This window comes from Streptomyces sp. NPDC049627 (genome assembly GCF_044465645.1).
Classification (GTDB): Bacteria; Actinomycetota; Actinomycetes; order Streptomycetales; family Streptomycetaceae; genus Streptomyces.
On sequence record NZ_JBITLW010000001.1, the window covers coordinates 954,323 to 968,314 of the forward strand.

Below are 13,992 nucleotides of genomic sequence, written 5' to 3' on the forward strand. Positions count from 1 at the left end.
GGTTGACCGGGCGCTCGGACGGGATGGGGCTTCACGGATGGACAAGGTGGTCGCCACGGCCGGTGAGGCGGTGGCCGATGTGCCGGACGGCGCATCGCTCGCGGTGGGCGGTTTCGGGCTCAGCGGCGTGCCGAACGTGCTGATCCAGGCCCTGTACGAGCGGGGGGTCAGCGGCTTGAGCGTGGTCTCCAACAACTGCGGGGCGATGGAGTCCGGTCTCGCGGTGCTGCTCGCCGCGGGGCGGATCGCCCGGGTGACCGGCTCCTACATCGGCGCGAACAAGGAGTTCGCCCGCCAGTACCTGGCCGGTGAGCTGGAGGTCGAGATGATCCCGCAGGGCACGCTGGCCGAGCGGCTGCGCGCCGGCGGGGCGGGCATCCCGGCCTTCTACACGCCGGCCGGAGTCGGCACCCAGGTCGCCGAGGGCGGACTTCCGTGGCGCTACGACGGCTCAGGCGGGGTCGCGCTCGCCTCCCCTCCGAAGGAGGTGCGGGAGTTCGACGGCACCGAGTATGTGCTGGAGCACGGGATCCGCACCGACTTCGCGCTGGTACGGGCCGCGAAGGGCGACCGGCACGGGAACCTGGTCTTCAACAAGTCCGCCCGCAACTTCAACCCGCTGGCCGCGATGGCCGGCCGGGTGACGATCGCCGAGGTGGAGGAACTCGTCGAACCGGGCGACATCGATCCGGACGCGGTGCACCTGCCGGGCATCTTCGTGCAGCGGGTCGTCGCGCTCAGCCCGGAGCAGGCGGCGGACAAGAAGATCGAGCAGCGGACGGTGAGCAGCTGATGGCCTGGACACGTGAGGAGATGGCCGCCCGGGCCGCACGCGAGCTTCAGGACGGCCAGTACGTCAACCTCGGCATCGGCCTGCCGACCCTGATCCCGAACTACCTCCCCGAGGGCGTCGAGGTCGTCCTGGAATCCGAGAACGGCATCCTCGGCACCGGCCCCTACCCCACCGAGGACCAGGTCGACCCGGACCTGATCAACGCCGGCAAGGAGACCGTCACGGTGCTGCCGGGCGCGTCCTTCTTCGACTCGGCGCTGTCGTTCTCGATGATCCGGGGCGGGCACATCGACGTGGCCGTGCTCGGGGCCATGCAGGTGTCCGAGAAGGGCGACCTGGCCAACTGGGCGATCCCCGGGAAGATGATCACCGGGATCGGCGGGGCGATGGACCTGGTGCACGGCGCCCGCACGGTCATCGTCGTCATGACCCACACGGCCAAGGACGGCTCGACGAAGATCCTCTCCGAGTGCGCCCTGCCGCTCACCGGCAAGGCGTGCGTGAACCGGATCATCACCGACCTCGGCGTCCTGGACGTCACCGCCGACGGCCTGGTGCTCGTAGAGACGGCGCCCGGTGTGAGCGTCGACGAGATCACCGCCAAGACCGACGCCAAGCTCACCGTCGTGGAGGGCCTGCTGTGAACACCGTCTACCTCGTCGACGCCGTCCGCACCCCGATCGGCCGCTACAGCGGCGGCCTGGCGGGCGTGCGCCCGGACGACCTGGCCGCCCACGCCCTGCGGGAACTCCTCGGCCGTACGCCCGACCTGGACCCCTCCCGGATCGAGGACGTCTACTTCGGCAACGCCAACGGCGCCGGGGAGGAGAACCGCAACGTCGCCCGCATGGCCGCGCTGCTCGCCGGCCTGCCCACGTCCGTGCCCGGGGTGACCGTCAACCGGCTGTGCGCCTCCGGCCTGGAGGCGGTGATCCAGGCGGCCCGCGCCATCGCGGTCGGCGACGCCTCCATCGCCGTGGCCGGCGGGGTGGAGTCGATGACGCGGGCGCCGTACGTGCTGCCCAAGTCCGACAAGCCGTTCCCCGCCGGGCACGCCGAGCTGTACTCGACCACCCTCGGCTGGCGCATGGTCAACCCGCGGATGGAGCCGCAGTGGACCGTCCCGCTGGGCGAGTCGGCCGAGCTCATCGCCGAGAAGCACAAGATCAGCCGCGAGCAGCAGGACGAGTTCGCCCTGCGCAGTCACCAGAAGGCCGCCAAGGCACAGGCGGAGGACCTGTTCGACGCCGAGCTCGCGCCCGTGTCGATCCCGCAGCGCAGGGGCGATCCGGTGGTCTTCGGCGCCGACGAATGCGTACGGCCCGATGCCTCGCTGGAGGCGATGGCCAGGCTGGGGCCGTCCTTCCGCAAGGAGAACGGAACCGTCACCGCGGGCAACGCCTCACCGCTCAACGACGGCGCCGCGGCCCTGCTGCTGACGGACGAGGAAGGCCTGAAGGCCACCGGCCGCGAGCCCCTCGCCCGGATCTCGGCCACCGGCGTCAACGCCCTCGACCCGCACTGGTTCGGCCTCGCGCCCGTCGAGGCCGTCAACCGGGCCCTCGCCAAGGCGGGCAAGGAGTTCGGCGACCTCTCGGTCCTCGAACTGAACGAGGCCTTCGCCGCCCAGGTCCTGGGCTGTGTCGCCGAATGGCCCGAGTTCGACCCGGCGGTCCTCAACCCGCAGGGCGGCGCCATCGCCCTCGGCCACCCGCTCGGCGCCTCCGGTGCCCGCCTCGCCGGCACCGTCGCCCATCAACTCGCCCGCAAGGGCGGCGGAATCGGCGTCGCCACCCTCTGCATCGGCGTCGGCCAGGGCCTGGCCCTCGTCCTCGAACGGTAAGAACACGCAGGCGTCACGAACACCCAGGAAGCCCCAGGGACCCCCATGACTCTCACCCAGCACGACATCGACCAGGAGATCGCGGCCGAGCGCGCCGCGTACGAGAAGCGGATCGCCGACGGCGCCCCCGTCGAGCACCACCCGCGCCGCGACTACGCCCCGTACCGCTCCTCGGTCCTGCGCCACCCCGAGCAGCCGCCGATCGCCATCGACGTCACCAAGGACCCGGAGCTGGTGGAGCTGTCCTCCCCCGCCTTCGGGGAGCGGGACATCACCGAGATCGACAACGACCTCACCCGGCAGCACAACGGCGAGCCGATCGGTGAGCGCATCACCGTCTCCGGCCGCCTCCTGGACCGCGACGGCCGCCCGATCCGCGGCCAGCTGATCGAGATCTGGCAGGCGAACTCGGCCGGCCGCTACGCGCACCAGCGCGAGCAGCACGACGCGCCGCTGGACCCGAACTTCACGGGCGTCGGCCGCACGCTGACGGACGACGACGGCCAGTACCACTTCACCACCGTCCAGCCCGGCCCGTACCCGTGGCGCCAGCACGTCAACGCGTGGCGGCCGGCCCACATCCACTTCTCGCTCTTCGGTACGGCGTTCACGCAACGCCTGGTGACGCAGATGTACTTCCCGAACGACCCGCTGTTCCCGTACGACCCGATCATCCAGTCCGTGACGGACGACGCCGCCCGGCAGCGGCTGGTCGCGACGTACGACCACAGCCTGTCGGTGCCGGAGTTCTCGATGGGCTACCACTGGGACATCGTGCTCGACGGACCGCACGCCACCTGGCTCGAAGAGGGACGCTGACCTGCCATGACGAAGATCGACACAAGCCGCCCGGAGACCGTGCTCCCCACGCCGTCGCACACGGTCGGCCCCTTCTACGGGCACGCCCTGCCGTTCCCCGGCGGCGGTGACATCGCGCCCGTGGGCCACCCGGACACCATCACGCTGCAGGGGTACGTCCTCGACGGTGAGGGCAACCCGCTCCCGGACGCCTTCGTGGAGCTGTGGGGCGCCGACCCGGACGGCAATGTCCCCCAGGTCGACGGCTCGATGCGACGCGACCCGGCGAGCGGCGGCTTCCTGGGCCGCAACGGCGTGGAGTTCACCGGCTGGGGCCGCATCCAGACCGACGCGGGCGGCCACTGGACGGCGCGGACGCTGCGGCCGGGGGCGCGGGGGCGGAGCGCGCCGTACATCAGCGTGTGCGTCTTCGCTCGCGGGCTGCTGGTGCATCTGTTCACCCGGATCTATCTGCCGGGCGACGAGGCGGCACTCGCGGCCGATCCGCTGCTCTCCCGGGTGGCGCCGGAGCGGCGCGGCACACTGATCGCGCGGAAGGAGCGCGCGGACACCTACCGTTTCGACATCCGCCTTCAGGGCGAAGGCGAGACGGTCTTCCTGGAGTTCCAGTGACACCACCTGCCGAAAGGGCCGAATCCGGACCCGAGGCCGACACCGGCCTGCTCGCCCCGGGGTGGACGGGCTCCCCCGCCGCGGCCGCGACGAGTGACGCCGCCTGTCTGCGGGCGCTGCTCGACGCGGAGGCCGCGCTGACCCGGGCCCAGTGGGCGCTGGGGCTCGCCCCGGCCGAGGCGGCGACGGCGGTGACCGAGGCGGCCGACAACCACCCCTTCAACGTGCGGTCCCTCGCCGAACGGGCGCGGTCGGGCGGCAACCCGGTCATCCCCCTGGTCGCGGAGCTGACGAAGGCGGTCGGCGACGCGTACGGCCCCTATGTGCACCGGGGCGCCACCAGCCAGGACATCATGGACACGGCGACGATGCTGGTCGCCGTGCGCACGCTCGACCTGATCCTCGGCGACCTCGGCCGCACGGAGCGCGCACTGGCGGTACTGGCCACCGAGCACCGCGACACCGCGCTGCCGGGGCGGACGCTCACGCAGCACGCCGTACCGACGACGTTCGGGCTGAAGGCGGCCGGATGGCGGGCGCTGGTACTCGACGCGCGGGACCGGGTGATGGCCGTACGGGACTCGCTGCCCGTCCAACTCGGCGGTGCGGCGGGGACCTTGGCAGCCTTCGGGGCGTACGGCGCGAGCGATCCGACCGAGCTGCCGGCGGCGTACGCCGGTGAACTCGGCCTCCGGGCACCCGACCTGCCCTGGCACACCCTGCGCACTCCGATCGCCGACCTCGCCGGGTGCCTGGCCTTCACGGCGGGCGCGCTCGGCAAGCTCGCCGTGGACGTCCTCACCCTTTCCCGCACCGAGATCGCCGAGGTCGCGGAGGGCAGCGGCGGGGAGTCGTCCGCCATGCCGCACAAGTCCAATCCCGTACGGTCCACCCTGATCGCCTCCGCGGCACGGCGGGCGCCCCAGCTCGCGGCGACGCTGTACGGGTCGCTGGCCGCGGAGGACGAGCGGCCGGCCGGAGCCTGGCACGCCGAGTGGGAACCACTGCGGGACCTGCTGCGACTGGTGGGCGGGGCCGCCCGGGACGCCGTCGAGCTGGCCGAGGGGCTGCGCGTCAGGCCCGCTGTCATGCGGGAACACCTGTATCTCACCCACGGGTTGATCGTCTCCGAGCGGCTCTCCGCCGAGCTCGCCCCCGTGCTGGGCCGTGCCCGCGCCAAGGAACTGCTCACCCGGCTGGCATCGGAGGGGCGCCCGCTCGACTCCGCACCCGAGCTGGCGGACGTGGACCTCGACCCCACCCACTACACCGGCTCCGCGGGAGCCCTCACCGACCGTGCTCTGGAGCGACGTTGAATCTCCTCAACCACCGTGCCGAAGGGCCCGCGGCCGCGCCCCCGCTGCTGCTCGGACCGTCGCTCGGCACGTCGTACGCCCTGTGGGACAAGGTCGCGCCCGAGCTGTCGGTCACCCATCGCGTGGTCCGCTGGGATCTGCCGGGGCACGGCGGTTCGGCGGCTGATCTCATCACTGAGGGCGCGACGGTCGGCGACCTCGCCCGTCTGGTGCTCGCGCTCGCCGACTCGCTCGGTGTCGAGCGGTTCGCGTACGCGGGTGTGTCGCTCGGCGGTGCGGTGGGGCTGCATCTCGCGGTGCACCATCCGGAGCGGGTCTCCTCGCTGGCCGTGATCTGTTCGTCGGCGCACTTCAACGGTTCCGGGCCGTGGGAGGAGCGGGCCGCGCTGGTGCGGCGCGAGGGGCTGGCGGAGCTGGCGCACAGCGCGAACGCCCGCTGGTTCACGCCCGGCTTCACCGTGCCGGAGCTGGTCGCCGATCACCGTGACGCCGATCCGGACGCGTACGCCGCCTGCTGTGACGCCCTGGCCGCGTTCGACCTGCGGGACCGGCTGACGGAGATCGCGGTACCGACCCTGCTGATCGCCGGGCGCGAGGATCCGGCCACCCCGCCCGCGCATCTGCGGGAGATCGCGGACGCCGTGCCCGGTGCCGCCCTCGTCGAGCTCCCGGGTGCCTCGCACCTGGCGCCCGCCCAGTGTCCGCAGGCCGTGCTGACGGCGCTGCGGGCGCACCTGAACGGGGGCGCCGAGCGGGGCATGGCAGTGCGGCGCGAGGTGCTCGGCGACGACCACGTCGACCGGGCGCAGGCCCGGCAGACCGCGTTCACCGCGCGCTTCCAGGACTTCATCTCGCGCTACGCCTGGGGCGAGATCTGGACCGACCCGACGCTCACCCGCCGCGAGCGCAGCATGATCACCCTGACGGCCCTGGTCGCGCACGGCCATCACGACGAGCTGGCCATGCATGTCCGGGCGGCGCGGCGCAACGGTCTGACGCCGGAGGAGATCGGGGCGGTGCTGCTGCAGACGGCCGTGTACTGCGGGGTCCCGGCGGCGAACTCGGCGTTCGCGGCGGCCCAGCGGGTGCTCGCGGAAGAGGAAGGGTGACCCTGCCGGTCATAGCGCCGGCAGCATCTCGCACATGCCTCCACCGCGTGCCTACGGTGGAGGCATGTCGACGATTCTGATCACGGGTGCCACCTCGGGGCTCGGCCGGTACGTGGCCTTCGAGCTGGTCCGCTCCGGGCACCGCGTGCTCGCGCACGGGCGGGACGCCGGACGCACGGAGCGGCTCGTCGAGGAGCTGCGGGCCGAGGGTGAGGCCGAGGGGTTCGTCGCCGATCTGGCCTCGCTGGGACAGGTGCGTCAGCTGGCGTCACACGTCGCCGGGGCATGTCCCGAGCTCGATGTACTGATCAACAATGCGGGGCTGGGCTTCGGTTCGCCCGACGCGGGCCGTGAGCTGAGCGCCGACGGACACGAACTGCGCCTCGCGGTCGACTACTTGGCGCCGGTCGCGCTGACCCGCGCCCTGCTCCCGGTCCTGCGCGCGAACGCGCCCGCGCGGATCGTGAACGTCGGCTCGGCCGGACAGGAGCCCCTGGACTTCGACGACCCCGAGCTGACCCGCGGCTACAGCGGTGTCTCGGCGTACCGCCGCGCCAAGTTCGCGCTCGCCGCCCATACGTTCACCCTGGCCGAGGAGCTGGCCGGCACCGGCGTCTCGGTGAACGTCCTGCACCCGGCCACCTTCATGGACACGACGATGGTCCGGGAGGGCGGGATCACGCCCTGGAACACGGTCGCCGACGGCGCTCCCGGCGTCCTGGCCCTGGCCACCCGGGATCTGGGCACGGGCCGGTACTTCGACGGCACGCGTCCGGCGCGGGCGCACGAGGGGACGTACGACCCCGAGGTGCGGGGGCGGCTGGCCGCGGTCACCGATCAGCTGCTGGCCCTCTGACCCGTCTCACACCACGCCCGAGAGCAACACCGCCTCCCCCTGCGCCACCAGCCCGTCCGCCCCGCACGACCGCGCCAGCGTCAGACCCCGGTGCAGCTCCGCGGCCGAGCGGGCCGCGATGGCGTACTCGACGCGGGCGGCCGCGTGTTCGTACTGGCAGGGCGAGGCCTCCAGATAGGTGACCGCCTACTCGGCGAGGCGTACCGCGCGCTGGCCGGTCTCCAGCGCGGCAGCGCACCGCAGGGCCTCGCCGATGGCGGTGTCGGTGCCGAAGCGCTCGGCGTGGCGGCGGACGTCGGTGGCGAGCCGGGCGGCGCGCTCGGGGTCCTCGCTCGCGAGAGCGCGGGCCAGGTCGACGGCCCACGGGACCAGGACCGGGTTGTGGTGGCCGCGCACGGCCGCCGCCTTCTCCGCCGCCTCCAGTTCGTTGATGCCGTCCTTGGTGCGGCCGACCGCGAGGAGGAGGCGGCCGCGGACCGAGCGCGGGTCGGGCAGGACGATGGTGGACGGGTAGGGCGGGGCGAAGCCGTACTCCTCGGCGACCTCCCACGCCTGGTCGACATGGCCGCGGGCGAGCAGGGTGTCGACGAGGTTGCAGGTCGCGGACCAGTGCAGCGGCAGCCGGCGGCCGACGCGTTCGGCGAGCGCCAGCGACTTGCGCAGGGACGCCTCGGCCTCGCGGAGCCGGCCGCGCCTGCGGAGGGCGAGGCCGACGTAGGCGTGGGCCAGGGCGAGGTGGCCGCCGCTCCAGCCTGCGGACTCGTAGGCGCGCAGTCCCTCGTTGTAGAGGGTTTCGGCCCGGTCGAGCCGGTCGGTGTAGGCGTAGGAGCTGGCCAGCATCATCGGCAGCTCCAGGCCCCACTCCGGGTCGGTCCAGCCGAGTCCGGGCGCGAGGCGGCCGTTGACGAGGGCGCGGTCGCACAGCTCGACGACCTCCTCGGAGTTCTCGCCGCGGGCCATGGCGTCGAAGCCGCGCAGGATGAGCAGGGCGCGCTCGGAGTTGTCGCGGCCGGTGCAGGTTCTGGCGAGATCGGCGAGGCGGGCGGAGCGTCCCGGGGAGGTGGCCTCGCCCGCGTGGATGCCCTCCCACATGAACTGCACCGCCTGGAGCCGCAGCTTGGCGGGTCCGGCCGGCTGCCGGGCGGCCTCCGCCTCGACGGTGCGGACGGCCTCCTCCAGCTGGTCGTTGTGGAGCAGGGCCTGGGAGAGGCGGTGGACGGCGGCGACGCGTTCGTCGCCGTCCAGGCCGGGCATGGCGAGCGCGGTCTGGAGGTGGTCGACGGTGGTGGCGGGCGCGGTGAGCAGGGTGACGCAGCCCAGTTCGTAGAGCACACGCGCGTGGACCTCGGGCAGGGGCGGCTCCACCAGGGCGCGCTCCAGGCAGCGGCGGGCCGCGTCGGGCGCGCCGACGGCGAGGTGTTCGCGGGCGGCCTCGCGCAGTTGCTCGACGAGTTCCTCGTCGCTGTCCGGGTGGACCTCGAGGAGGTGGCGGGCGGCGACCGCGGCACTGTGGCCGTTGTCGGTGACGACGCGGGCGGCGATGCCGTGCATCGCGGTGCGCAGGGCGTCGGGGATGGAGTTGTAGACGGCGGTGGCGATCAGCGGGTGGACGAACTGCAGCTCGCCGTCGTCCGGTTGGACGCCCGCCGGGTCGGGCTCGGTGAGGATGCGGGCGGTGCGCAGCAGGTCGGCGCAGCGCACGGCGTCGTCGAGGCTCATGGTGGCGAGTTCGGCCACCAGGTCGACCGAGATGCCGGTGCCGAGGATCGCGGCCGCCCAGGCGAACCGGGTGGCCTCGATGCCGAGTGTCTCCAGGCGGGCGACGAGGCCGCCGCCGCGCGCCGAGCGGTTCAGGGCGCGCAGCTCGCCGGCCGCGGACTCGGTCGGCTCGAACTCGCTGTCCTGCACTTTGGCGAGGAGTTCGACGGTCTCGTACGGGTTGCCGCCGGTCACGGCCCAGACCTCACGGCAGAAGGGCGCGTCGGCGTGCGCGCCGAGGGTGGCGCGGGTGAGGCCGGCGGTGGCCTCCGGGGTGAGGGCGCTCAGGCTGGCGACGGAGGATCCCGCGGCGGCGACCGCGTCGAGGTGGCGGGCGCTGTCGCCGCTGACCTCGCCGGGGCGGCGGGCCACCATGACGAGGACGTTCAGGTCGTCGAGGCGTTCGGCGAAAGCGGCGAGCCAGCGCAGGGTCTCCTGGTCGGCCCAGTGGGCGTCGTCGATCAGCAGCACCAGCGGCCAGTCGCGCCGCGCGAGCCGGCGTACGGCGGCGACCAGGCCGTCGCACACGCCCTGCGGGTCGGCCTGGCGCTCGCCGGGGTCCGTGATGCCGAGGGCGGGGCCGGCGATGTCGTACCAGTCGCCGAGGTATTCGCGTGCCTCTTCCGGCATCAGCGACAGCAGCGCCGGCTGCAGCAGCTGCCGTACCACGTTGAAGGGGACGGACCTGAGGGTCTCGCTGCCGCGGGCGGACCACACCGCGCAGTTGCGTGCCTCGGCGATGCGGCGTGTCTCGGCCAGCAGCGCGGTCTTGCCGAGTCCCGCCTCGCCCCGCAGCACCAGGAGGCTGCCGGCGGAGGACTCGTCGGCGCACAGGGTGTCGAGGGCCCGCTCGACGGCGGCGAGTTCCTCGTCGCGCTCCCACAGCGAGGCCGAGGCGGCCGGTGTGGGCCGTACCTGCGTCATCCCGCTCCCTCCCCAAGTCGCCCGAACGACGTACAGAGCTCGAGCGTAGCCGTCGCACTGACTGAGTGGAGGCCGGTCCGGGCAGCTGTTGCCGTGATGGGTGAAAGCGGGTGCGGGCGGGCGACGCGCAGGGCCCGCGACCTGCGTCGGCAGAACTTACGAACAGTCAAAATCCAATATGGGCACCGGCAGTCGAGAGGCTGGGGCATGACGCTGACGATCCATGGAAAGGGAACGGTCCGGTCCCGCAGGGCCCTGGTCGCGGGTTCGGTGGGCAACTTCATCGAGTGGTACGAGTTCGGTGTCTACGGCTACTTCGCGACGATCATCGCGGCGCGGTTCTTCACACCGGAGGGCGGCGGCGAGGCCGAGGCGCTGGTGAGGACGTACGCGTCGTTCGCGCTGGCGTTCTTCTTCCGGCCCGTCGGGGCGGCCCTGTTCGGCCGGCTCGGCGACCGCATCGGCCGCAGACCGGTGCTGATCGTGGTGATCCTGCTGATGACCGGGGCGACGACACTGATCGGCGCGCTGCCGACGTACGCCACCGTCGGCGCCCTCGCCCCGTGGCTGCTGACGTTCCTGAGGGCGCTTCAAGGGCTGTCGGCGGGCGGGGAGTTCGGGGGCGCGGTGGCGCTGATGACCGAGTTCGCGCCAGTGGGGCGGCGTGGGCTGTACGGGGCGTGGCAGTCGTTCACGGTGGCGCTGGGGCTGCTGGGCGGTGCGGGGGCGGCGGCGCTGCTGTCCACTGTGCTGACGGAGGATCAGCTGGGCGACTGGGGATGGCGGTTGCCGTTCCTGCTGACGCTGCCGCTGGGGCTGGGTGCCCTGTGGCTGCGGCTGAGGCTTGACGAGACGCCGGCGTTCCGGGAGGAGCGGGAGGCCGAGCGGCCGCCCGGGCGCGCGGTCGTGGGGGCGATCGCGCTGGGCGCCGGGCGGATCATGGGGTGGGCGGCGGCCGGGTACACCTTCCTGGTCGTGCTGCCGTCCTATCTGCAGTCGACGCTCGACGCGTCGTTCCAGCAGGCGCTGATCGCCACGGTCCTGGCCAACCTGGGGTTCGCGCTGACCATCCTCCCGGCCGGCCTGCTCAGCGACCGGTTCGGCCGGCGGCCGGTGATGCTGACGGGGGCCGTGCTGGTGGTGGTCCTCGCGGTGCCGCTGCTCAACCTTCTTCAGGACCCGGGCGTTTCCCTCACCGTGAAAGGTGCGGCAGTGTGGGGCGCGGGTGCCGTCGTGGGGCTGCTGGCGGGGCCCGGCCCGGCGATGCTCGCCGAGCTGTTCCCGACGAACGTGCGGTACACGGGGCTGGGACTCGCCTACGCGCTGTCCAATGCGGTGTTCTCGGGCTGCGCCGGGCTCATCATCACGGAGACGATCGAACGGACCGGGAGCGTGGACATCCCCGCGTACTATGCGGCGGCGACCTGCGCGGTGAGCGTCCTCGCGCTGGCCACGACCCCAAAGGCCGGGGGCAAGGCCTCCGAGGCCCCGGACAAGGCTCCTGGCGGAAGAGCGAGGTGAGCACATGCGGGTGATCGGCCTGATGTCGGGCACGTCGTACGACGCGATCGACGCGGCCGCCGCCGACCTGGGTCTCGTCGGCGACAGCCTCGTGCTGAAGCCGCTGGGGCTGGTGAGCGAGGCGTACGACGACGCGCTGCGGGAGGAGCTCGCGGCGGCGCTGCCGCCCGGGACGACCTCGATGGCCGAGGTGTGCCGGCTCGACACCCGGATCGGGCAGGCCTTCGCGGCGGCGGCCGTGCGGGCGGACCGGGAACTGTGCGACGGGCGGGCGGAGTGGGTGGCCTCGCACGGACAGACCGTGTTCCACTGGGCCGAGGACGGGCAGGTGTACGGCACGTTGCAGCTCGGGCAGCCGGCGTGGATCGCCGAGGCGACCGGGCTGCCCGTGGTCGCCGACTTCCGGCCGCGCGACATCGCCGCCGGCGGCCAGGGTGCACCGCTGGTCAGCCTGGTCGACCTGCTGTGGCTGCGCGGGCGTCCGGGTACGCCGGTCGCCCTCAACCTCGGCGGCATCGCCAACCTCACCGCGCCGGACGGCACCGCCTTCGACACCGGGCCGGGCTGTGCGCTGATCGACGCTGCGGCGCGCGGGTTCAGCGGCGGGCGGCTGGTGTACGACGTGGACGGTGCGCTGGCCGGTCGCGGCGAGGTCCATGAGCCGCTGCTGCGACGGCTGCTGGAGGAGCCGTACTACGCGCTGCCCGCACCCAAGACGACCGGCAAGGAGCTGTTCCACCTCGGCCGGCTGACGGACGCGCTGGCCGGGGTCGGGACGCTGCCCGCCGAGGACGTCGTCGCCACCCTCACCATGCTCACGGCACGGACGGTCGCCGACGCCGTGCGCTCGGTGGGCGCGACGGAGGTGATCGCCTCGGGTGGCGGAACGCGCAACCCGGTGCTGATGCGCATGCTCGGGCAGCGGCTGCCGGGGGTGGCGCTGCGTACCTCCGACGCCCTGGGGCTGCCGGCGGCCGCGAAGGAGGCGTACGCCTTCGCCGTGCTGGGGTTTCTGACCGTGCACGGACTGGCGGGCACCGAGCCGACGGCCACCGGCGCCCGACACACCCGCGTGCTCGGCTCGATCACCCCGGGCCGGCACGGGCTACGGCTGCCCCCGCCCGCACGGGAGCGACCGGTGCGGCTCGTTCTGGAGTGACGTCGGCCGAAATCCGTGCCCGCGGGGACCGGATCCTCTCATCCGGCTTTCACCGAGACCTCATACGGTGGGCGTATGACGCAGGTGACTCCTCCCGGCTGGTACCCCGACCCCGGCCGGAAAAGTGACGGTCCGCCCACCGAGCGCTGGTGGGACGGCAAGGCATGGACGGACCAGGTCCGGCCCGCGGGGTCGGCCGCCGCGTGGGAGCCTCCGGGCCAGCCGGCGGATCACGGGCAGCCGGCGGCCGGCGGAGCGCAGCCCGCGGAGGTGCTGCAGTCACCGGCCGACGCGGCCCCTTACGCATATCCGGTGCATCCGGGGTATCCCGGCGAGCCGCAGTCCCGCGGGCGGCGCGGTCTGCGCACGGGCATAGCCGTGGGAGTGGCCGCGGTCGTCCTCGCGAGCATCGGTGTCGGCGTGTACGCGCTGGCCGCCGACGACGGCGCGGGCGGCGGCAGTGCCGACTCCCGGCAGGGCCCGGGCGGGCCGGGTGGACAAGGCGGCCAGGGCGGGCCCTTCGGTGACTCCGGTGGCGGCAACGGCGGCGGTTCCGGGGGCAACGGCGGGTCCGGCGGGCAGTCGCCGTCCCCCGACGAGTCCGAGGCGCCGAAGGTGGACAGCGGCGCCGTGACCGACCCCGTGAACGGGATCAGCATCCCCATCCCGGACGGCTGGTACGGACAGCAGATCAGGTGGGGCGCACAGGTGGCCTCGGACAAGACCTACAAGTGCCCCTCCGACACCTCCCAGACCTGCATGAAGGGCGGCGCCTACTCCGCGCCCGCGCTGGCGCTGCGCACCAAGGGCGACACGGCCGAGGAGATCGCCAAGGCGGACATCGCGGCGAACGCCGACGAGTCCTACGGCAAGGGATACGGAAAGATCACCTCGCACGAGGTACTGGCGTCCAAGCCGGTGACCGTGGCCGGGCAGAAGGGCTACATGGTCCGCTGGAAGGCGGTCACGAGCAAGGGCGCCGACGGCTATGTCGAGTCGCTCGCCTTCCCCTCGCCCCACAATAAGCAGCAGATGGTCGTGGTCCGCCTCGGCGTCGACGCCGGCGAGCAGTCGGTCCTCGACGAGATCGCCAAGGGCATCAAGGTGTCCACGGGCGGCGGCAACGGCCAGGACGTCTGAGCCGCGTTCCCGGCGCCCCCGCGGCTCGGTCGCGCCGGACGTGATGCGGCCGGGTGGGGCGCCCCTCCGCTCAAGAGGAACCCCACCCGGCCGGGGGGTGCGCGCCGCCCCCGTCCCCACGGTGCGGCGCGGAACAGGTCAC

At 73.2% G+C, this 13,992-nt stretch carries 11 protein-coding genes and 1 pseudogene; 11 read left to right on the top strand and 1 reads right to left on the bottom strand.

Annotated features, from left to right (window positions below; all coding sequences use genetic code 11):
* Positions 1 to 37 precede the first annotated feature (37 nt).
* The 8 genes from ACIBU0_RS04210 to ACIBU0_RS04245 all read left to right on the top strand — a co-directional run bounded on the left by ACIBU0_RS04210 (position 38) and on the right by ACIBU0_RS04245 (position 7,348).
* A complete protein-coding gene (locus ACIBU0_RS04210; protein WP_398811328.1) occupies positions 38 to 793 on the top strand; it encodes a CoA transferase subunit A in 756 nt (251 codons plus the stop codon).
* The gene (locus ACIBU0_RS04215) at positions 793 to 1,437 is read left to right on the top strand and encodes a CoA transferase subunit B (protein WP_398811331.1); all 645 of its coding nucleotides are present in this window, start codon (positions 793 to 795) and stop codon (positions 1,435 to 1,437) included. The genes ACIBU0_RS04210 and ACIBU0_RS04215 overlap by 1 nt, the downstream gene beginning before the upstream one ends.
* On the top strand, positions 1,434 to 2,636 hold the full coding sequence (locus tag ACIBU0_RS04220) for a thiolase family protein (protein WP_398811334.1): 1,203 nt from the start codon (positions 1,434 to 1,436) through the stop codon (positions 2,634 to 2,636). Before ACIBU0_RS04215 ends, ACIBU0_RS04220 begins: the two co-directional genes overlap by 4 nt.
* Before the next feature lie 45 nt (positions 2,637 to 2,681).
* Entirely contained in the window at positions 2,682 to 3,455 is a 774-nt protein-coding gene (pcaH, locus tag ACIBU0_RS04225; RefSeq protein ID WP_398811336.1) for a protocatechuate 3,4-dioxygenase subunit beta, read from the top strand.
* Positions 3,456 to 3,461: 6 nt separating this feature from the next.
* Positions 3,462 to 4,067 carry a protocatechuate 3,4-dioxygenase subunit alpha gene (gene pcaG / locus ACIBU0_RS04230; protein WP_398811339.1) on the top strand — a complete coding sequence of 202 codons (606 nt, stop codon included), beginning with the start codon at positions 3,462 to 3,464 and terminating at the stop codon, positions 4,065 to 4,067.
* Positions 4,064 to 5,383 carry a 3-carboxy-cis,cis-muconate cycloisomerase gene (pcaB, locus tag ACIBU0_RS04235; protein WP_398811342.1) on the top strand — a complete coding sequence of 440 codons (1,320 nt, stop codon included), beginning with the start codon at positions 4,064 to 4,066 and terminating at the stop codon, positions 5,381 to 5,383. Before pcaG ends, pcaB begins: the two co-directional genes overlap by 4 nt.
* Complete coding sequence (gene pcaD, locus ACIBU0_RS04240) at positions 5,380 to 6,492, top strand: 3-oxoadipate enol-lactonase (protein ID WP_398811345.1); 1,113 nt, start codon at positions 5,380 to 5,382, stop codon at positions 6,490 to 6,492. The genes pcaB and pcaD overlap by 4 nt, the downstream gene beginning before the upstream one ends.
* 64 nt (positions 6,493 to 6,556) lie before the next feature.
* A complete protein-coding gene (locus ACIBU0_RS04245; RefSeq protein ID WP_398811348.1) occupies positions 6,557 to 7,348 on the top strand; it encodes an SDR family NAD(P)-dependent oxidoreductase in 792 nt (263 codons plus the stop codon).
* 6 nt (positions 7,349 to 7,354) lie between these two features.
* On the opposite strand, the pseudogene ACIBU0_RS04250 reads toward ACIBU0_RS04245, so the two are convergent.
* Positions 7,355 to 10,030: pseudogene (locus tag ACIBU0_RS04250) on the bottom strand (ATP-binding protein).
* A gap of 207 nt (positions 10,031 to 10,237) precedes the next feature.
* Between ACIBU0_RS04250 and ACIBU0_RS04255 the strand changes: the two are divergent.
* The 3 genes from ACIBU0_RS04255 to ACIBU0_RS04265 all read left to right on the top strand — a co-directional run bounded on the left by ACIBU0_RS04255 (position 10,238) and on the right by ACIBU0_RS04265 (position 13,850).
* The gene (locus ACIBU0_RS04255; protein ID WP_398811351.1) at positions 10,238 to 11,551 is read left to right on the top strand and encodes an MFS transporter; all 1,314 of its coding nucleotides are present in this window, start codon (positions 10,238 to 10,240) and stop codon (positions 11,549 to 11,551) included.
* A gap of 4 nt (positions 11,552 to 11,555) precedes the next feature.
* The gene (locus ACIBU0_RS04260; RefSeq protein ID WP_398811353.1) at positions 11,556 to 12,710 is read left to right on the top strand and encodes an anhydro-N-acetylmuramic acid kinase; all 1,155 of its coding nucleotides are present in this window, start codon (positions 11,556 to 11,558) and stop codon (positions 12,708 to 12,710) included.
* 75 nt (positions 12,711 to 12,785) lie between these two features.
* Positions 12,786 to 13,850 (top strand): DUF2510 domain-containing protein, encoded by a 1,065-nt coding sequence (locus ACIBU0_RS04265; RefSeq protein WP_398811356.1) that lies wholly within the window; start codon positions 12,786 to 12,788, stop codon positions 13,848 to 13,850.
* Positions 13,851 to 13,992: the final 142 nt, after the last annotated feature.

What these genes read in the sequence shown, in the direction of transcription:
- ACIBU0_RS04210 (WP_398811328.1), top strand. Translation starts at nt 38, where the DNA reads ATGGACAAGGTGGTCGCCACGGCCGGTGAGGCGGTGGCCGATGTGCCG.
- ACIBU0_RS04215 (WP_398811331.1), top strand. Translation starts at nt 793, where the DNA reads ATGGCCTGGACACGTGAGGAGATGGCCGCCCGGGCCGCACGCGAGCTT.
- pcaH (WP_398811336.1), top strand. Translation starts at nt 2,682, where the DNA reads ATGACTCTCACCCAGCACGACATCGACCAGGAGATCGCGGCCGAGCGC.
- pcaG (WP_398811339.1), top strand. Translation starts at nt 3,462, where the DNA reads ATGACGAAGATCGACACAAGCCGCCCGGAGACCGTGCTCCCCACGCCG.
- ACIBU0_RS04245 (WP_398811348.1), top strand. Translation starts at nt 6,557, where the DNA reads ATGTCGACGATTCTGATCACGGGTGCCACCTCGGGGCTCGGCCGGTAC.
- ACIBU0_RS04255 (WP_398811351.1), top strand. Translation starts at nt 10,238, where the DNA reads ATGACGCTGACGATCCATGGAAAGGGAACGGTCCGGTCCCGCAGGGCC.
- ACIBU0_RS04260 (WP_398811353.1), top strand. Translation starts at nt 11,556, where the DNA reads ATGCGGGTGATCGGCCTGATGTCGGGCACGTCGTACGACGCGATCGAC.
- ACIBU0_RS04265 (WP_398811356.1), top strand. Translation starts at nt 12,786, where the DNA reads ATGACGCAGGTGACTCCTCCCGGCTGGTACCCCGACCCCGGCCGGAAA.